The sequence below is a fragment of the Halopenitus sp. H-Gu1 genome, from assembly GCF_041821145.1.
Classification (GTDB): Archaea; Halobacteriota; Halobacteria; order Halobacteriales; family Haloferacaceae; genus Halopenitus.
Map to the genome: position 1 here is coordinate 79,439 of NZ_JBGUBC010000005.1, position 15,003 is coordinate 94,441.

General features: G+C 65.1%; 13 protein-coding genes. 9 read left to right on the top strand and 4 right to left on the bottom strand.

The window, feature by feature from the left end; genetic code table 11:
- The first annotated feature begins 69 nt into the window (after positions 1-69).
- Positions 70-2,136 (top strand): DUF460 domain-containing protein, encoded by a 2,067-nt coding sequence (locus ACERIT_RS05495; RefSeq protein WP_373673830.1) that lies wholly within the window; start codon positions 70-72, stop codon positions 2,134-2,136.
- A gap of 790 nt (positions 2,137-2,926) precedes the next feature.
- Here the strand turns inward: ACERIT_RS05495 and ACERIT_RS05500 are convergent.
- Together ACERIT_RS05500 and ACERIT_RS05505 are read right to left on the bottom strand one after the other, a co-directional pair.
- Positions 2,927-3,514 carry a cysteine hydrolase family protein gene (locus tag ACERIT_RS05500; protein WP_373673831.1) on the bottom strand — a complete coding sequence of 196 codons (588 nt, stop codon included), beginning with the start codon at positions 3,512-3,514 and terminating at the stop codon, positions 2,927-2,929.
- Positions 3,511-4,344, bottom strand: a complete 834-nt coding sequence (locus ACERIT_RS05505) for a YqcI/YcgG family protein (protein ID WP_373673832.1) — start codon at positions 4,342-4,344, stop codon at positions 3,511-3,513. The genes ACERIT_RS05500 and ACERIT_RS05505 overlap by 4 nt, the downstream gene beginning before the upstream one ends.
- Before the next feature lie 124 nt (positions 4,345-4,468).
- Here ACERIT_RS05505 and ACERIT_RS05510 point away from each other — a divergent pair, with 124 nt between their 5' ends.
- The 5 genes from ACERIT_RS05510 to ACERIT_RS05530 all read left to right on the top strand — a co-directional run bounded on the left by ACERIT_RS05510 (position 4,469) and on the right by ACERIT_RS05530 (position 9,150).
- Positions 4,469-5,458: a tyrosine--tRNA ligase gene (locus ACERIT_RS05510; protein WP_373673833.1), complete on the top strand. Its 990-nt coding sequence runs from the start codon at positions 4,469-4,471 to the stop codon at positions 5,456-5,458.
- 71 nt (positions 5,459-5,529) lie between these two features.
- Entirely contained in the window at positions 5,530-5,817 is a 288-nt protein-coding gene (gene eif1A, locus ACERIT_RS05515; RefSeq protein WP_373673834.1) for a translation initiation factor eIF-1A, read from the top strand.
- 105 nt (positions 5,818-5,922) lie between these two features.
- Positions 5,923-7,545, top strand: a complete 1,623-nt coding sequence (locus tag ACERIT_RS05520) for an anthranilate synthase component I family protein (RefSeq protein ID WP_373673835.1) — start codon at positions 5,923-5,925, stop codon at positions 7,543-7,545.
- On the top strand, positions 7,538-8,224 hold the full coding sequence (locus ACERIT_RS05525; protein WP_373673836.1) for an aminodeoxychorismate/anthranilate synthase component II: 687 nt from the start codon (positions 7,538-7,540) through the stop codon (positions 8,222-8,224). Before ACERIT_RS05520 ends, ACERIT_RS05525 begins: the two co-directional genes overlap by 8 nt.
- A complete protein-coding gene (locus tag ACERIT_RS05530) occupies positions 8,221-9,150 on the top strand; it encodes an aminotransferase class IV (protein ID WP_373673837.1) in 930 nt (309 codons plus the stop codon). The genes ACERIT_RS05525 and ACERIT_RS05530 overlap by 4 nt, the downstream gene beginning before the upstream one ends.
- A 29-nt stretch (positions 9,151-9,179) precedes the next feature.
- Here ACERIT_RS05530 and ACERIT_RS05535 read toward each other — a convergent pair whose 3' ends face one another.
- The gene (locus tag ACERIT_RS05535; protein WP_373673838.1) at positions 9,180-10,268 is read right to left on the bottom strand and encodes a putative sulfate/molybdate transporter; all 1,089 of its coding nucleotides are present in this window, start codon (positions 10,266-10,268) and stop codon (positions 9,180-9,182) included.
- Positions 10,269-10,409: 141 nt separating this feature from the next.
- Here ACERIT_RS05535 and ACERIT_RS05540 point away from each other — a divergent pair, with 141 nt between their 5' ends.
- The 3 genes from ACERIT_RS05540 to ACERIT_RS05550 all read left to right on the top strand — a co-directional run bounded on the left by ACERIT_RS05540 (position 10,410) and on the right by ACERIT_RS05550 (position 12,842).
- On the top strand, positions 10,410-10,757 hold the full coding sequence (locus ACERIT_RS05540) for a hypothetical protein (RefSeq protein ID WP_373673839.1): 348 nt from the start codon (positions 10,410-10,412) through the stop codon (positions 10,755-10,757).
- Between the two features lie 135 nt (positions 10,758-10,892).
- Positions 10,893-11,939: a beta-ribofuranosylaminobenzene 5'-phosphate synthase family protein gene (locus tag ACERIT_RS05545; protein ID WP_373673840.1), complete on the top strand. Its 1,047-nt coding sequence runs from the start codon at positions 10,893-10,895 to the stop codon at positions 11,937-11,939.
- A 66-nt stretch (positions 11,940-12,005) separates the two neighbouring features.
- Entirely contained in the window at positions 12,006-12,842 is an 837-nt protein-coding gene (locus tag ACERIT_RS05550; RefSeq protein ID WP_373673841.1) for an RAD55 family ATPase, read from the top strand.
- Positions 12,843-12,889: 47 nt separating this feature from the next.
- Here the strand turns inward: ACERIT_RS05550 and uvrB are convergent, their stop codons facing one another.
- Positions 12,890-14,950 (bottom strand): excinuclease ABC subunit UvrB, encoded by a 2,061-nt coding sequence (gene uvrB, locus ACERIT_RS05555; protein WP_373673842.1) that lies wholly within the window; start codon positions 14,948-14,950, stop codon positions 12,890-12,892.
- Positions 14,951-15,003 lie beyond the last annotated feature (53 nt).

The following is a 15,003-nucleotide window of genomic DNA, read 5'->3' on the forward strand; positions in this document are numbered from 1 at the left end:
CGATCCGACCCCATTTCGATTGACCCCGCCGGCGTGGAGTATTTACCCGTCGATCGCGTATCGCCGGACGTGACTGCCGGGACCATCCGCGCCCTCGATCGGCCGGTGTTCGGGGTCGACGTGCAAAGCGGCGACGTTCGTGGTGATTCGCCGTCCTACGCCCTCGTGACCCTTACGCCGATCGACGAGGCTGACGAGGAGGAGGTACCTGACGCCGAGCTCCCCGACGTCGATGGACCGATCGCTCGGATCGACCGCGACGTCGTCTCCCTGCGAAAGCTCTTCCGGCTCATCGATGACCAGGAGCCGGCGCGGATCGCCACCGACAACGCCTACGAGTTGGCTGCCGACAAGGGCGAACTCGTTCAGCTCCTTCGATCGCTGCCGGACGGCACCCGACTCGTGCAGGTGACCGGTGCCGAGCGACCCGAACCTCTCTCGCGAGTCGCCTCCCGACATGGAATCCCCCACGAATCCGACCCAATGGCTGAAGCGGAGGCCGCCGCCCGGCTCGCAGCAGTGAACGTCGGACACGAGGTGACGGCTTTCACCGACGAGACGAGGGTGAAGGTCGCTCGTGGCCGCTCGACCGGGAAGGGTGGGTGGAGCCAGGACCGCTATACCCGCCGGATCCACGGGAACGTCAAAAAGCGGACCCGCCAGGTCGAATCCGAACTCCGGTCGGCGAACCTCGAGTACGATCGTGAGGTGACCGAGAAGTACGGGGGCTATTCGAACGCCATCTTCACGGTCTCGGCGCGCCCCGAGAACATTCCCATCTCGAGTTCGCGCGCCGGAGACGTCCGCGTCGAGATCGAACGCGAGCGACGCGACGGCATCGAGTTCGGACCGTTGGTGGAGCGCCGCGATCACGTCATCGTCGGGATCGATCCGGGCACGACCACGGCGGTGGCCGTCGTCGGCTTCGACGGAACGGTCCACGACGTCCACTCGACGCGAACCGCCGATACTGGCGACGTCATCGAATGGATCGTCGAACGCGGTCGGCCGGCGATCATCGCGGCGGACGTCGAGCCGATGCCTGATACCGTCGAGAAGTTCCGGCGGTCCTTCGACGCCGCCGAATGGATCCCCGACAGCGACCTCCCGATCGACGAGAAGCTCCATCGAACCCGGGAGATAGAAACCGAAAACGACCACGAGCGCGACGCGCTCGCGGCGGCCCTCTTCGCGCTCGACGATCACGCCGACCAGTTCGACCGTATCGCCGAAAAGACCCCACCGCGGCTCGATCGGGACGCCGTAATCGCCCGCGTGATCGCGGACGAGCAGTCCGTCGAGTCTGCCATTGTCGACCTCCGGGACGACGCGGACCCGGGCGGAACGAACGGCGATGGTGGGGGCGACGGAACAAGCGACGGAGACGAGGAGTCGGACGAGCCGGATCTCAGCGAGGAGGAACGCGAGATCCGGCGGCTCCGCGACCGTGTCGACCGGCTGGAGGGTCACGTCGACGACCTTACCGACAAACTCGACGCGCGAGACGACCGGATCGATGACCTCGAGACGGAGCTCTCCGATGCCAAACGTAAAGAGCGGATCGAGGCCCGTGAACGACGCTCGGTCTCCCGGCTCGAACGCGAGACGGATCGCCTTGAACGCGAACGCGACGAGGCCCGCGAACGGGTCGACGAACTCGAGGACAAACTCGAACGTCTCAAGGCGCTCTGGAAACTCGATCACTCCGATTTCACCGACGTTGCGGCGGGACGAGACCTCCTCGCGGTCAAGGTGGTCGAGCAGTTCACGCTCGATGCGATCGAGACCGCCGACCGCGAGTACGGACTGGCCCCCGACGACGTGGTCTACTTGCGGGACGCATCCGGTGCCGGACGCCGGACTGCACTCCGACTCGCGGAGACGGAGCCGCGCCTCGTCCTCCGGGCGGGGAACCTCTCGGATGCAGCCGACGCAGTGCTTTTTGACGCGTCGATCCCGGTCGCGCCGGCCGATGACGTCACCATCCAAGAGGTCGACGAACTTGCGGTCGCCCGCGAAAGCGACGTGGAGGCCGCCATCGACGACTGGAAGCGGCGGGCCGAAAAGCGAGAGCGGGCACGGAACGCGGAGCTCGTCGATCAGATCATTTCGGAGCATCGCGCCGAGCGGTTGTGACGGTCGCGTTCGTCGGGACGTGATCGACGACGATCACGACCGATCGCACCGACCATCACGTTCCGGAAGGCGGCGAACGGACGAGTAGGACACAGCGATCGATGGATGGATCGGATCCGCCCGTCGGTTCCCGACTGTTTTCGTGGACCAGCGGCGATGTTGCGCTTGGCGCCGTCGTCAGCTGGGACGACGGCTCGCGTTGATCGGGTGAACCATGGACCGCTCTGGATGGTGGTGCCGATCGTCGATCGTACCGTTCGGAGCGGCGTTCATCCGTCGACCTCGGGTCGTGGCTCGTCTTGCCGAGATCGGTGTGAGGGATCGCGGGGCGTCATCCGATCCCTCCAGCGGTCCGGTCGTGGGCGGGCCCTCGATCGGACGGTGCGGACGTGCTTGAATTTCGTCCGTTCGCTTGCCGGTCGCGTCCGTCGATTGTGTTCTCGATCGCCGATCGGCGACTCGCAGGCATCTCGTCTCCGGGTTCGATGCGAGACGTCGGGTGATCGTGGTGTTCGTTACTATATGCCGTCCTCCGTCTAGTTTCATTTATTTACGATACGGTTCATTCCTGGACTACCGTTCATACTTTGATGTCTTATTCACGTGAGGATGAGATGATTGTCTATCATATAAGCGTAATCCTTAAACAGATCCTATAATACACTCACATCTTAACTCCTCGTACGCTTCTCGCGTCGTTCGCGTTTCTGTCCCGTCCTCGCGTTTCTGTCCCGTCCTCGCGTTCCCGGTCCGTCCTGAGTTTCGAATTCGCGCGCGTCCCTCCCGGCGGTCACTCCGGATCGGATTCCGTGAGTTCCGCTACGATCGAGTCGGTCGTGACGATCCGGGCGAACTCCCCCTGTAGATGTGCGAGCGCGCTTCGATGGACGAGATCGGCCTCGAACTGCTCGTCGTCGAGGCGGCGATCGAAACTTGCGGTCGCGTCCCGAACCACGGTGACCTCGAACCCACGGTTCTGTGCCATCCGAACCGTCGTCGAGACGCAGTGATCGGTGGTGAGTCCACAGACGACGAGTCTCTTGAGCCCACGTCGCTCAAGCCAGTCCTGCAGGTCCGTGTCCACGAACGCGCCGTTCACCCGTTTCGTGACGACACGTTCGCCGTCCGCGGGCTCGAACCCGGATTTGAACGCGAATCCTGACCGGTCGCTTCGAAGCGGCGAGTTCGGCTCTCTCGAGTCGTGGCGGACGTGGATCACTGGGAGGGCCGCCTCTCGCCAGGTGTCGAGTAGGCGTTTCGCGTGTTCCTCGGCTCCCGGATTGTTCCGCTCGCCCCATCCCGACTCGTCGAAACCGCGCTGGAAGTCGATCAACACGAGTACCGGCCGACCGGCGTCACCGTCCGTTTCCCGAGTCATCGTGGCGATCCCACTGTCGGGGTCGGTGTCTGCTCCGCCAGCATCCGTGTCGATTTGGGGTGCTCTCGCGTGATCTCGATCGGTGGTTCATCGGGTGCTTTCGATTCGTCCTCCGAGAGCATGTACTGGACCCACTCGCGGTCGCCCTCATGGCCCCAGTCGCCGAGGTCGGCGTGGGGACAGACGCCATCGTAGTCCGACAGTCGGTCCTGGATGATCTCGCGGGCGCGTCCCCCCTTCTCGTGATCGGCGGTGACGTTCAGGTTCTCGAAGAGGGCCCGCGGCTGGAAGGTGATCTCCAGGCCCACCGGGCAGTAGCGGCTCTTCCGCTCCTCATAGAACGGCGCACGACACGTCGGGAACATCGGCTCGCCGGCGAAACAGAACTCCCAGTATGGGTCGTCCGGGTCGGTCGGAATGTCCTCGGGCCACGGTTCGGGATCGTGCACGTGGAGGAACTGGAGGACGTTCCAGAGATGCTCGTGGTACTCGGCCTCCGAGAGGCTCCCGTCCGGCGGCTTGAAGAACGTGACGAGCGAGGCGTGATCGTCGTATGTCGGGTAGACTTCGAGATACGAACGCAGCGTTCGACCGAGATTTAAAAGGGCCTCCGGGTCGGTCATCGAAGGAACGGCGGTGTAAAGCGGCGCTCCCGCCTCGACCGACCGCGCGCCGAAGTAACACGGAAACGGCGAGCCGTTCCGCTCGCCGAGCAGTCCCTCACGGAAACTCCTCCAGTGGGCTTGGATCCACTCGGGGACGGTCCCCTCCTCGACGCGCGTTTCGATCGTTTCCTGTGTGTGTAGCCCGCCGGCGATCGGCTCGACCATGTCACGTGTTGCTGGTCGCGACACTTGCGTCTATCGACGGTTTTCGGATCGAGAGACCGCTCACGGACATCGAGGGCACCGCGCTTTCAGAAGTCATATCCGGACGGTCCCCGACCTGACCCGTATGGACGCCTACGAGTTGATCACCCGGAACGCTGCCGAGGTGGTCACGGAGGAGGAGATCGAGGCGCTGGCTGACGACCCCGACGGAAAGCGGGCGTACGTCGGCTATGAGCCCTCGGGCGTCCTCCATATCGGGCACATGCTCACCGCGAACAAGCTGATCGACCTCCAGGAGGCCGGCTTCGAAGTCACCGTCCTTCTCGCCGACGTCCACGCCTATCTGAACGAGAAGGGATCCTTCGAGGGGATCCGTCGGACTGCCGAACGGATGCGCGATCAGTTCATCGCCTACGGACTCGACGAGGACAGAACGCAGTTCGTTCTCGGCTCCGATTTCCAACTTGAGGACGACTACACCCTCGATCTCCACGCGCTGGAGCTTGAGACGACGCTTGCCCGCGCCGAACGGGCCATGGCCGAGATCAAATCCGGCGACTCGGTGAAGGTCTCCCAGGCGGTCTACCCGTTGATGCAGGCGCTCGACATCCCGTATCTCGGCGTCGATCTCGCCGTCGGCGGCATGGAACAGCGGAAGGTCCACATGCTCGCACGCGACGTGCTCCCGAGCATCGATCGCCAGCCCCCGACGAGCCTGCACACCCCGCTCATCGCCGATCTCGCCTCCGGCATCGGGAAGATGTCCTCTAGTACGGGTGTCACCATCTCCATGGAGGACTCCACCGACGAGATCGAAACGAAAGTGGAGAAGGCGTACTGTCCGCCCACGGCCGATCCCGAGTCCGATGAGGATGGACGAGAGCGGGAGAATCCGATCCTCCAGATCTTCGAATATCACGTCTTTCCCCGATTCGATCGCGTCGTCGTCGAACGCCCGGAACAGTACGGCGGGGATCTCGATTACGAGACCTACTCCGAGTTGGAGGCCGATCTCGAGTCGGGCGAGCTTCACCCGGCGGACGCCAAATCCGCGCTCTCCTCGTACCTCGATCGCCTCATTGCGCCGGGACGCGAACAACTGCGGAACAGGTAAGACGTCGATCGAAGTTCGTCAGCCGACCGACGTCCGGCGGATTTAAACCTCGACGGATCGAACCGGGGCCCATGAGCGACGACGGTGACGGTCGGCGTGATCTCCGAATGCCTGACGACGACGAGGTGTTCGCGGAGGTCACCGACATGCTCGGCGCGAATCGCGTGAAAGTCCGATGTGCGGACGGCAAGGAACGCACCGCCCGCATTCCCGGCCGGATGCAAAAACGCATCTGGATCCGCGAGGACGACATCGTCCTCGTCGAACCGTGGGACTGGCAGGACGAGAAGGCCGACATCACCTGGCGCTACGAGAAGAACGAGGCGGACCAACTGCGCGAGGAAGGCCACATTCAGTGATCGTCGGCGCCGGATCCGTTCACCCACCGGAGTTCTTCGGCGTTCGGCTCTCGATCGGTTGTTTCGGACCGAAACCGTTTCACGCACCCTCTCGAAGCATTCTGCATGCGCCTGCTTACGGACCGCGACGCCTTTCGTGACGTCGCAGTCGACGCGCCGGCGGGTGCCCGCGTCCCCGTCGAGGCGCGCCTTGAGATCCCCGATCCCTATCTCGGATATCGACGCGCCCGCAAGGGCCCCGGCGGCGTCTTTCTGGAGACCGCAGGCGGGCACCCCGGTTGGAGCTACTTCGGCGTCGATCCGGTCGAGCGCCTTCAGGTCTCCTCGGAGGCCGTTCTCGCCGATCGCGAGCGCGTAATGCGGACCGACACTGCCTCTCACAACGCCGACACTTCTCCGACGCTTGCGGCCCTGGAGGAACTGGTCGCCGACGAGCGGCTGGTCCGGGGCGACTGTACGGTGCCGTACCCCTGTGGCGCCATCGGCTGGATCGCCTACGATGTCGCCCGTGAACTGGAGGATCTCCCCGAATCCGCCGTCGACGATCGCGACCTGCCTCGGCTCCAGTTCGCAGTCTACGACACCCTCGCGGCGTGGGAATCCCCACAGGACTCACCCGTGGAGCTTCGAATCGTTCGGTGTCCGACGGTGCCGGGCAGCGCCGAACACGGGACTGGTCTTGACGGTGCCTTCGAGCCCGACGACCTCGACGATATCGATCGGATCCACGCCGAGGCCGTCGAGGCGTTGGAGACGTTTGCCGACCGCATCAGGGATGGCGATCCTGACGTCGACTCCGCCCCGGTTTCGGCCGACGTGGCAACCTTCGAGAGCGACTGTGGACGCGACGCCTTCGGCGATCGCGTCCGCCGCGTGAAGGACTATGTCCGCGCGGGAGACACCTTCCAGGCGAACGTTTCCCAGCGGCTCGTCGCCCCCGCGGCGGTTCACCCGGTCGAGGCTTTCGATGCCCTCCGGCGCGTGAATCCTGCCCCCTATTCGGGACTGCTGGAGTTCGACTGGGACGGCCGCGGCGTCGACCTGGTGAGCGCCAGCCCGGAACTGCTGTTGGAACGGGACGGCGACCGCTTGGTGACCGAGCCGATCGCCGGCACGCGACCGCGCGGGGAGACGCCCGAGGCGGACGCCGCTCTCGAGGCGGAGTTGCGTGCCGACGAGAAGGAGCGCGCCGAACACGCCATGCTGGTGGATCTGGAGCGCAATGACCTCGGAGCGGTCTGTGCGTTCGGCACCGTCGACGTGTCCGAGTACCGCCGTGTCGATCGCTACTCCGAGGTGATGCACCTCGTCTCACTGGTGGAGGGACGAGCGCGCGCGGACGTCACCCTCGCCGACGCCGTGGCCGCCTGTTTCCCCGGGGGAACGATCACCGGCGCGCCGAAGCCGCGGACGATGGGGATCATCGACGAGGTCGAGGCGACCCGACGCGGCCCCTACACCGGATCGATGGCGATCCTCGGGTTCGACGGCCGCGCGACGTTCAACATCCTCATTCGAACGCTCGTCCGTCACGCCGACGAGTACCACCTCCGGGTCGGCGCCGGTATCGTCCACGATTCCGAACCCGACGCCGAGTACGACGAGACGCTCGATAAGGCCCGCGGACTCATCACCGCCGTCGACGAGGCGCTCGCCGACGAGGAACTGCGTGTGGAGACGCCCGCGTCGACGGATCGCGACCGCGATGGGAGGCCGACTGATGGCTGACGACGGTTCCGGATCCGACGCGTCCACCCCTGCCGGAAGCAATGATGCCACACCTCCGACGATCGAGTGGCGTCCCGGAGCGGCCGACGGCGACGCGCGTATTCTGGTGATCGACAACTACGACTCGTTCGTCTACAACCTCGTCCAGTACGTCGGCGAAGTCGCCGGGGCGGTGGCGGTCCGGCGCAACGACGCGATCACCATCGAGGCGATCCGGACGATCGATCCGGACGGAATCGTGGTCTCGCCGGGTCCGGGTACGCCTGCGGAAGCCGGAGTCTCCGTTCCCCTCTTCGACCTCGAATACCCGACTCTCGGCGTCTGCCTTGGCCACCAGGCGCTTTGTGCCCGAAACGGGGCGACCGTCTCCCGTGCGCCCTCGGTGGTCCACGGAAAACCGTCGACCGTCTCCCACGACGGCGATGGCATCTTCGCGGGGCTGCCGAACCCCATCGAAGTCGGCCGGTACCACTCGCTTCGGGTCGAACGTGGGACGCTTCCCGACGCGCTCGTTGAGACCGCTCGCACCGAGGACGGCAGCGAGGTCGTGATGGGCGTCCGACACCGCGATCGCCCCCACGTCGGCGTCCAGTTTCACCCGGAAAGCGTGTTGACACACCACGGAAAGCGGCTGGTTCGAAACTTCGTCGATCTGTGTGAGACGGGAGGAAATCGATGACCGACGACGGAGAGTGGTCGGTGAGCGGTGACCGTGACCGATCGATAAACGACGAGGGGGACCGCCTGTTTCACGTCGACGGCGAACTCGTGCCCGCGGGGGAGGCGACCGTAAACGTCCGCGATCGAGGATTCATGTACGGCGACGCCGCCTTTGAGACGCTTCGCGCGTACGGCGGCGCGGTCTTCGAGTGGGAGGCACACGCCGATCGACTGGCGAACACCTGCGACTCCCTCGCGCTCGATCACGGCCTCTCGCGGGGCGAACTCCGCTCCCGGATCGACCGGACGCTCGCCGCCAACGACTTCGAGAACGCCTATCTCAAGATTTCCATCTCCCGGGGCGTTCAACCCGGGACGCTCGATCCGGATCCGGACGTCGATCCCACGGTCGTCGTTTACGCGCGGCCGCTTCCCCGCGGCGGGATGCAGGGGAACCCAGTCTTCGACGGTCCTGCGACGATCCGGACCGCCGAAACGCGATCCATCCCCGATGCGGCAATCCCGGCGACGGCAAAGACCCACAACTACCTCGATGGAATCCTCGCCAGGATCGAGGCGCGGGCGGTCGACGCTGACGAAGCCCTGCTTTGTGACGCCGACGGCCACGTCGCCGAAGGCGCCACCTCGAACGTGTTCTTCGTCTCCGAGGACGTGTTGCGGACGCCGAGTCTCGACGGGCCCGTTCTGCCGGGAATCACCCGTCGGATCGTCCTCGATCTCGCCGCGGCGGAGGGAATCCCGGTCGAGGAGGGCTCCTACGAACCCGAGGACCTTCGCCGGGCCGACGAGGCGTTCCTCACAAACACGATCGCGGAGATCCGACCCATCGAGACGATCGACGAGACGGCCGTCGGCGGTGGTCCGATCACGCGACTGCTCCGGGAGCTGTTCGACCGCCGAGTCGAGCGGATCTGTTATCGGTGACCGTCGCTCGCGTCCCCGTTTCGACCCTCTCACAGGCGCTTGATCACGAGATGGACGAGGACGCCGACGAGGAACGCCACTCCGAGGTTGAAGACGACCGCCCCCACGCCGATCGCCACGGAAAGCGGGAGGTTCGACGACTTGAGGACGCTCCTCGAAAGCGAGATCGAGACGATCGCGAGCAGCACGCCGAGAAGCGCCAGGGGAAACGCCGCGAGCAGTTGTGAGGTGGCAAACAGGGCCGCTCCGAGATACCCCACGCCGAGGATCACGTTCGCTCCGCCGGTTCGCGCGCCGAACGCGTGCTTTCCGGCGACGCCGTCACAGCCGTGACACATCGGGATCCCCCCGATCGGAACCGCGATGAGGTTCATTGCGCCCATGCTCATCGATAGTTCGTCCGCCGAAACGTCGGCATCGAAGCGCTCAGCAAGGAGCAACGACGTCGCGAGCGCCGCGTTTCCGACGGTCATCGCGAGTTGGGCGAACGTCCCCTCCGCCGCCCGGCGCGTGGCCCCCTCTGCAAGCGGGGGGACCGATGGTGCTCCCGGCAACTGCGGCATCGGGAGTCCCGCGATCGCGAGGGTCGCACCCCCGCCTGCGAGGAGGACGATAAGCGCGCTCGCGCTCCCGTAGCCGGCCGCCACCGATGCGGCGGCGATCACGATTCCGGCCGCCGCGACGGTCGGATCTTCGGCCGCGATTCCGACGGCCGTCTCAAGGAGGATCAGGCCAACCGCCAGTTGAACGCCGCGGACGACCGGCTCGCCGATCCACCGTTCGACCGCCGCGAGCGTCCCGGTGGTCCCGATCACGAGCAGTACGACGCCAAGCACCAGCCCCGAAAGCGCCAGTTCGGCATGAGTCAGTCCCCCGGCGATCGCGAGCGCCGCTAGAGCCTTCATCGGCTCGACGGAGATCGGGAGCCCGTAGACGACCCCCCAGACGATCTGAAAGATCCCGAACGCGACGAGCACGTGCGGTAGCGACACCTCGGTGACGACTGCAAGCGCGACGACGATCGGCAGGACCGTAATTGAATCCCCTACCGCGCCGGTCACCTCGTTGCGGGCGAATTCGATCCGACGGTATTTCTCAATGTCGACTGTGGCGGCCACGAAACGCCGATACGGACCACATTCCCTTGAGCCTGATCGGTTCTCTCCCGCTTCCGGGACCTCGGCAACGTTACCTAAATCGGTTTCTGATCCGTTACCGGCGTCTTGGCGTTTATATGTCTCGCCCGCTGAACTCCCGCCATGACCGACGATCCTCCCGACTCCGACGACGGGCGGGATGACCTCGATCGCCTCGCACGGGCGGCGAGAGCGGTCGCCGCCTCGAACACGGACGTCGATCCCGACATCGTCGAGGACGCGATCCGGTACGCCCGCGAGGAGGCCGAAACCGGACGCACACGCTGTCGGATCCTGCTCGCGGACGTGGCCGGATCGGCGGTCGCTGGTCCGGATCCGGAGGATCCGGATCCGAACCCGGGCCCGAATTCGGTCGACGCCGAGCGACGTGCGGTCGCGTACGCTCGACTTCGACAGCACGTTGAACGGCGGCGCTCACGTGAATCGGACGTCGACGGTCTCTTCGAGTGACCCGGTTCGTCCATCGGCTCGATCGCGGGCCGTCCTTCGCTCACCGAACGGATCGGCGATCGGCGACTTCCGGCAACGGCAAACCCCGCCTGCGGTGGGTCCCTTATCCGTTCGCACGACGAATTCCGATGTGACATGGCTCGCGTCCGCGTCGTCACCGGTGCCCGGCTCCACTTCGGGTTCGAGAACCTGAGCCTCTCACATGAACGGCTCTACGGCGCCCTCGGCGTCGCGATCGACGAGCCGACCGTCGAGATCGTTGCCGAGCCGGCGGAGGCCATCGATGTCACCATCGAGGCTGACGCCGACTCGCTATGTGGTGATCTCCCTGACTCACTGTGTGGCGATCTCGTCGCCTCCCTGCATGCGGACGTCACCGACTACGCTGAACGGTCGCGCGATCTCCTCGACGTCCCCGGCGTCTCGATCACGGTTCGCTCGTCCATCCCTCGACACGCTGGACTCGGGAGCGGGACGCAACTCGCGCTCGCGACCCTCGCGGGCGTCGCCCGTGCATACGACCGCGAGCCTCACGTCCGTGATCGCGCTCCACGGCTCGGACGGGGCGGGCGATCCGGACTCGGCGTCGCCGGCTTCGAGACCGGAGGCTTCCTCCTGGATACCGGCCATCCGACCGCGCGGTTCACCACGGAGCGACCGCCGGTCGGCGAGTGGGAGGTCCCCGCGATTGCCGCACGCCACCCGATACCGGACGACTGGCGGTTTCTCGTGGTCTCTCCGGCCGTCGATCCCGGGCGGAGCGGCGACGCGGAGGACGAGAGCATCCGGACGGCCGTCGAGCGAGCCGACCCGGATCTGGCCGACCGTATCGCCGGGATCGTCACGCGGCGGGTGCTTCCGGCAGTCGTCGATGGCCGCGTCGGTGCGTTCGGCGAAGCCGTTGCTGACGTCGGCCGGCTCAACGGTGCGTGGTACGCCGACGAGCAGGGAGGCGTCTACCGCCCGCCGGTCGGCGGGATCGTCGCCTCGATTTCGGACTCTCCGGCCGTCTACGGCGCCGGCCAGTCCTCGTGGGGCCCGGCCGTCTACGGTGTCACTGATGTCGAACACGTCGAGACCGCACGTGAGGCGGGACGTGCTGCACTCGAGACGCTCGGCGTCGATGGCCGGGTCCGGATCGTCCGAGGTCGGAATCACGGTGCTCACGTCGATCCGGCGTAACGGCTAAACGCTCCGCGGACGCCGATCCGGCGTAACGGCTAAACGCTCCGCGGACGCCGATCCGGTATGGCGAGTTTTCCCTTCGGTATCGCGCGTCTCGATTCGATTCTCGGTGGCGGCGCTCCCCCGGGAAACGTCGTATTGCTCGCCGGAGAATCCGGTGCCGGTGCTCGTGAGTTTCTCTATACGAGCGTTGCGATGAACGCACTGGCCAACGTCGATCAGGAACTCTTTGATCTCTATTACGGCGATCTGGACGAGAACGCCAGCGTTCCACCGGAGATCCACTACGTCTCGTTTACTGCCGGCGAGGGGTCGATCCAACGGGAACTCGAGTACACCATGGCGGAGGAGATCGCGGAGGTAGCCGTCTCGGGAATCAAGTTCGCGGATCTGTCGGTTCCGTATTTCCAGTTGAGCCCGATCCCCCGCGACTGGTACCGAAGCGATCCCACCGGGATTCGCGATCTCGGAAACGAGGATCGCCACGGCGACGTACTCTCCGAACTCGGTGACTACCTCTCCGCGCACGCCGCCGGGAATCTGGTCGTTATCGACTCGATCACCGATCTCGTCTCGGCCGTCTCCGATGAGATGACCTGGAACGACATCGCGATGGTGCTGAAGGGGCTCAAGAAGGCCGCCTACCACTGGGGCGGATTAATCTTACTGTTGGTCAACGCGGATACGCTCTCGGAGACCGAACAGGGGAAACTGATGGACGCCGCCGGCGGGACGTTCCTCTTCTCCTGGGAGACCGGCGGATCCAAGCGTGCTCGAACGATGGTCATCCGCGAGTTTCGCGGCGTGTTGTCCCGACTCGAGGCGGAGAACATCGTCCAGTTCGAAACGGAGATCCACGACGGCGGCTTCGACATCAGCGACGTTCGAAAGATCCGGTGATCGGCGTCCCGTTCCGACCCGCGGGTCCCGATTGTGATTCCGGGGGATCAGAATTCTTCGACGGTCGGCTCGGGAACCGTTCCGTCCTCGCGTTCGTCGAGATCGAACGCCGACCGCAACTCGGCGATCCGGTCACGGATGTCGGCAGCCAGTTCGAACTCGAGGTTGCTTGCGGCCTCATTCATCCGGTCTTCGAGTGCCGCGATCTGCTCGCGAGCATCATCCTCCGTCTCGACGTCCCCGACGGAGACGCTCCCGGTGTCCGTCTTCGCTCCGGGGAGGGACGTCTCGCCGACCGGCTTGTCGATCGTCGTCGGCGTGTGGCCGTGTTCCTCGTTGAACTCGCGTTGGATCTCACGGCGACGCCCCGTCTCCTCGATCGCCTCAGCCATCGAGTCGGTGACCTCGTCGGCATAGAGGACGACCTCCCCGTTGACGTTGCGGGCCGCTCGCCCCATCGTCTGGACGAGCGTCGTCGTCGACCGGAGGAACCCTTCCTGGTCGGCATCGAGGATCGCAACGAGGCTCACCTCGGGAATGTCGAGTCCCTCACGGAGGAGGTTGATCCCCACGAGTACGTCGATGTTCCCCAGACGGAGATCGCGGATTATCTCGTGGCGTTGTAAGGTATCGGTCTCGTCGTGCATGTACGCGACATCGACGCCGGCCTCCTCGAGGTACTCCGTGAGATCCTCGGCCATCCGCTTCGTCAGGGTGGTAACGAGGGTTCGCTCGCCCCGATCGATCCGCTCGTCGATCCGCTCGAGCAAGTCGTCGACCTGTCCGGTTGCGTCGGCGATCTCGACGACCGGGTCGACGAGATAGGTCGGACGGACGATCTGTTCGACCACCTGCGCGGAGTGTTCGCGCTCGTACTCGCTCGGAGTCGCGGAGACGTAGAGAATGCGGTCGGTCTTCTCCTCGAACTCCTCGAAGGTGAGTGGCCGGTTATCGTAGGCGGTCGGCAGCCGGAAGCCGTTTTCGACGAGTGAGTCCTTGCGCGATTTATCCCCCTCGTATTGACCTTTGATCTGGGGGATCGTCTGATGGGATTCGTCGATCACCGTCAGGAAGTCGTCGGGGAAGTAATCGAGCAGCGTGTAGGGCGGATCCCCGATCTCGCGATCGTCCATGTGAACGGAGTAGTTCTCGATGCCCGAACAGTAGCCGGCCTCCCGAAGCATCTCGAGATCGAACGTGGTTCGCTCGTCGATGCGCTGGGCGGCGACCAGATCCCCTTCGCGCTCGAAGTAGCGAACGCGCTCGTCGCGCAACGTCTCGATCTCCGCGATTGCCGTCTGAAGTTTATCCTCAGGGATCGAGTAGTGTTCGGCCGGATGGATCAATGCGGCCGGTTCCTCGGAGACGACTGTCCCCTGAATCGGGTCGACTTTCAGTATCCGATCGACCTCATCCCCCCACAACTCGATCCGCAGGGCGTACCGTCCGTACATCGGAAACACCTCGATGGTATCCCCGCGCACCCGGAAGGTTCCCTGCGTGAAGTCCACGTCGTTGCGGTCGTAGTTCCGGTCGACGAGTTCACCGAGAAGGTCATCGCGACCGATCCGGTCGCCGACCGACAGTTCGAGGGCCATCTCCCGGTAGTTGGTCGGGTCACCGAGTCCGTAGATCGCCGAGACGGAGGCGACGACGATGACGTCATCACGGGTGAGAAGCGACCGCGTCGCCGAATGACGCAGTCGGTCGATCTCCTCGTTGATCGACATCTCCTTGTCGATGTAGGTGTCGGTCTGTTCGACGTACGCCTCCGGTTGGTAGTAGTTGTAATACGAGACGAAATACTCGACGGCGTTGTCGGGGAACAGTTCGCGGAACTCCTCGTAGAGTTGGGCCGCGAGCGTCTTGTTGTGCGCCAACACGAGCGTCGGCCGATCGAGTTCCTCCCCGACCCACGAGACCGTGTTCGTCTTGCCCGACCCCGTCACGCCGAGTAAGGTCTGTTCGTCGGCGCCGTTCTCGTAGCCCTCGACGAGCGCCTCGATCGCCTCCGGCTGGTCGCCGGCGGGCTCGAACGGTGCCTCAACCTGTAGCGACCGATCGACGGCGGGTTGATCCTCCGAGATCGGGGTGTCGGCGTCGCTCACGTCCGTCGTTGGCCGTGCATGCACTTGAGCGACGCGCCCGACGGGGGAGCACC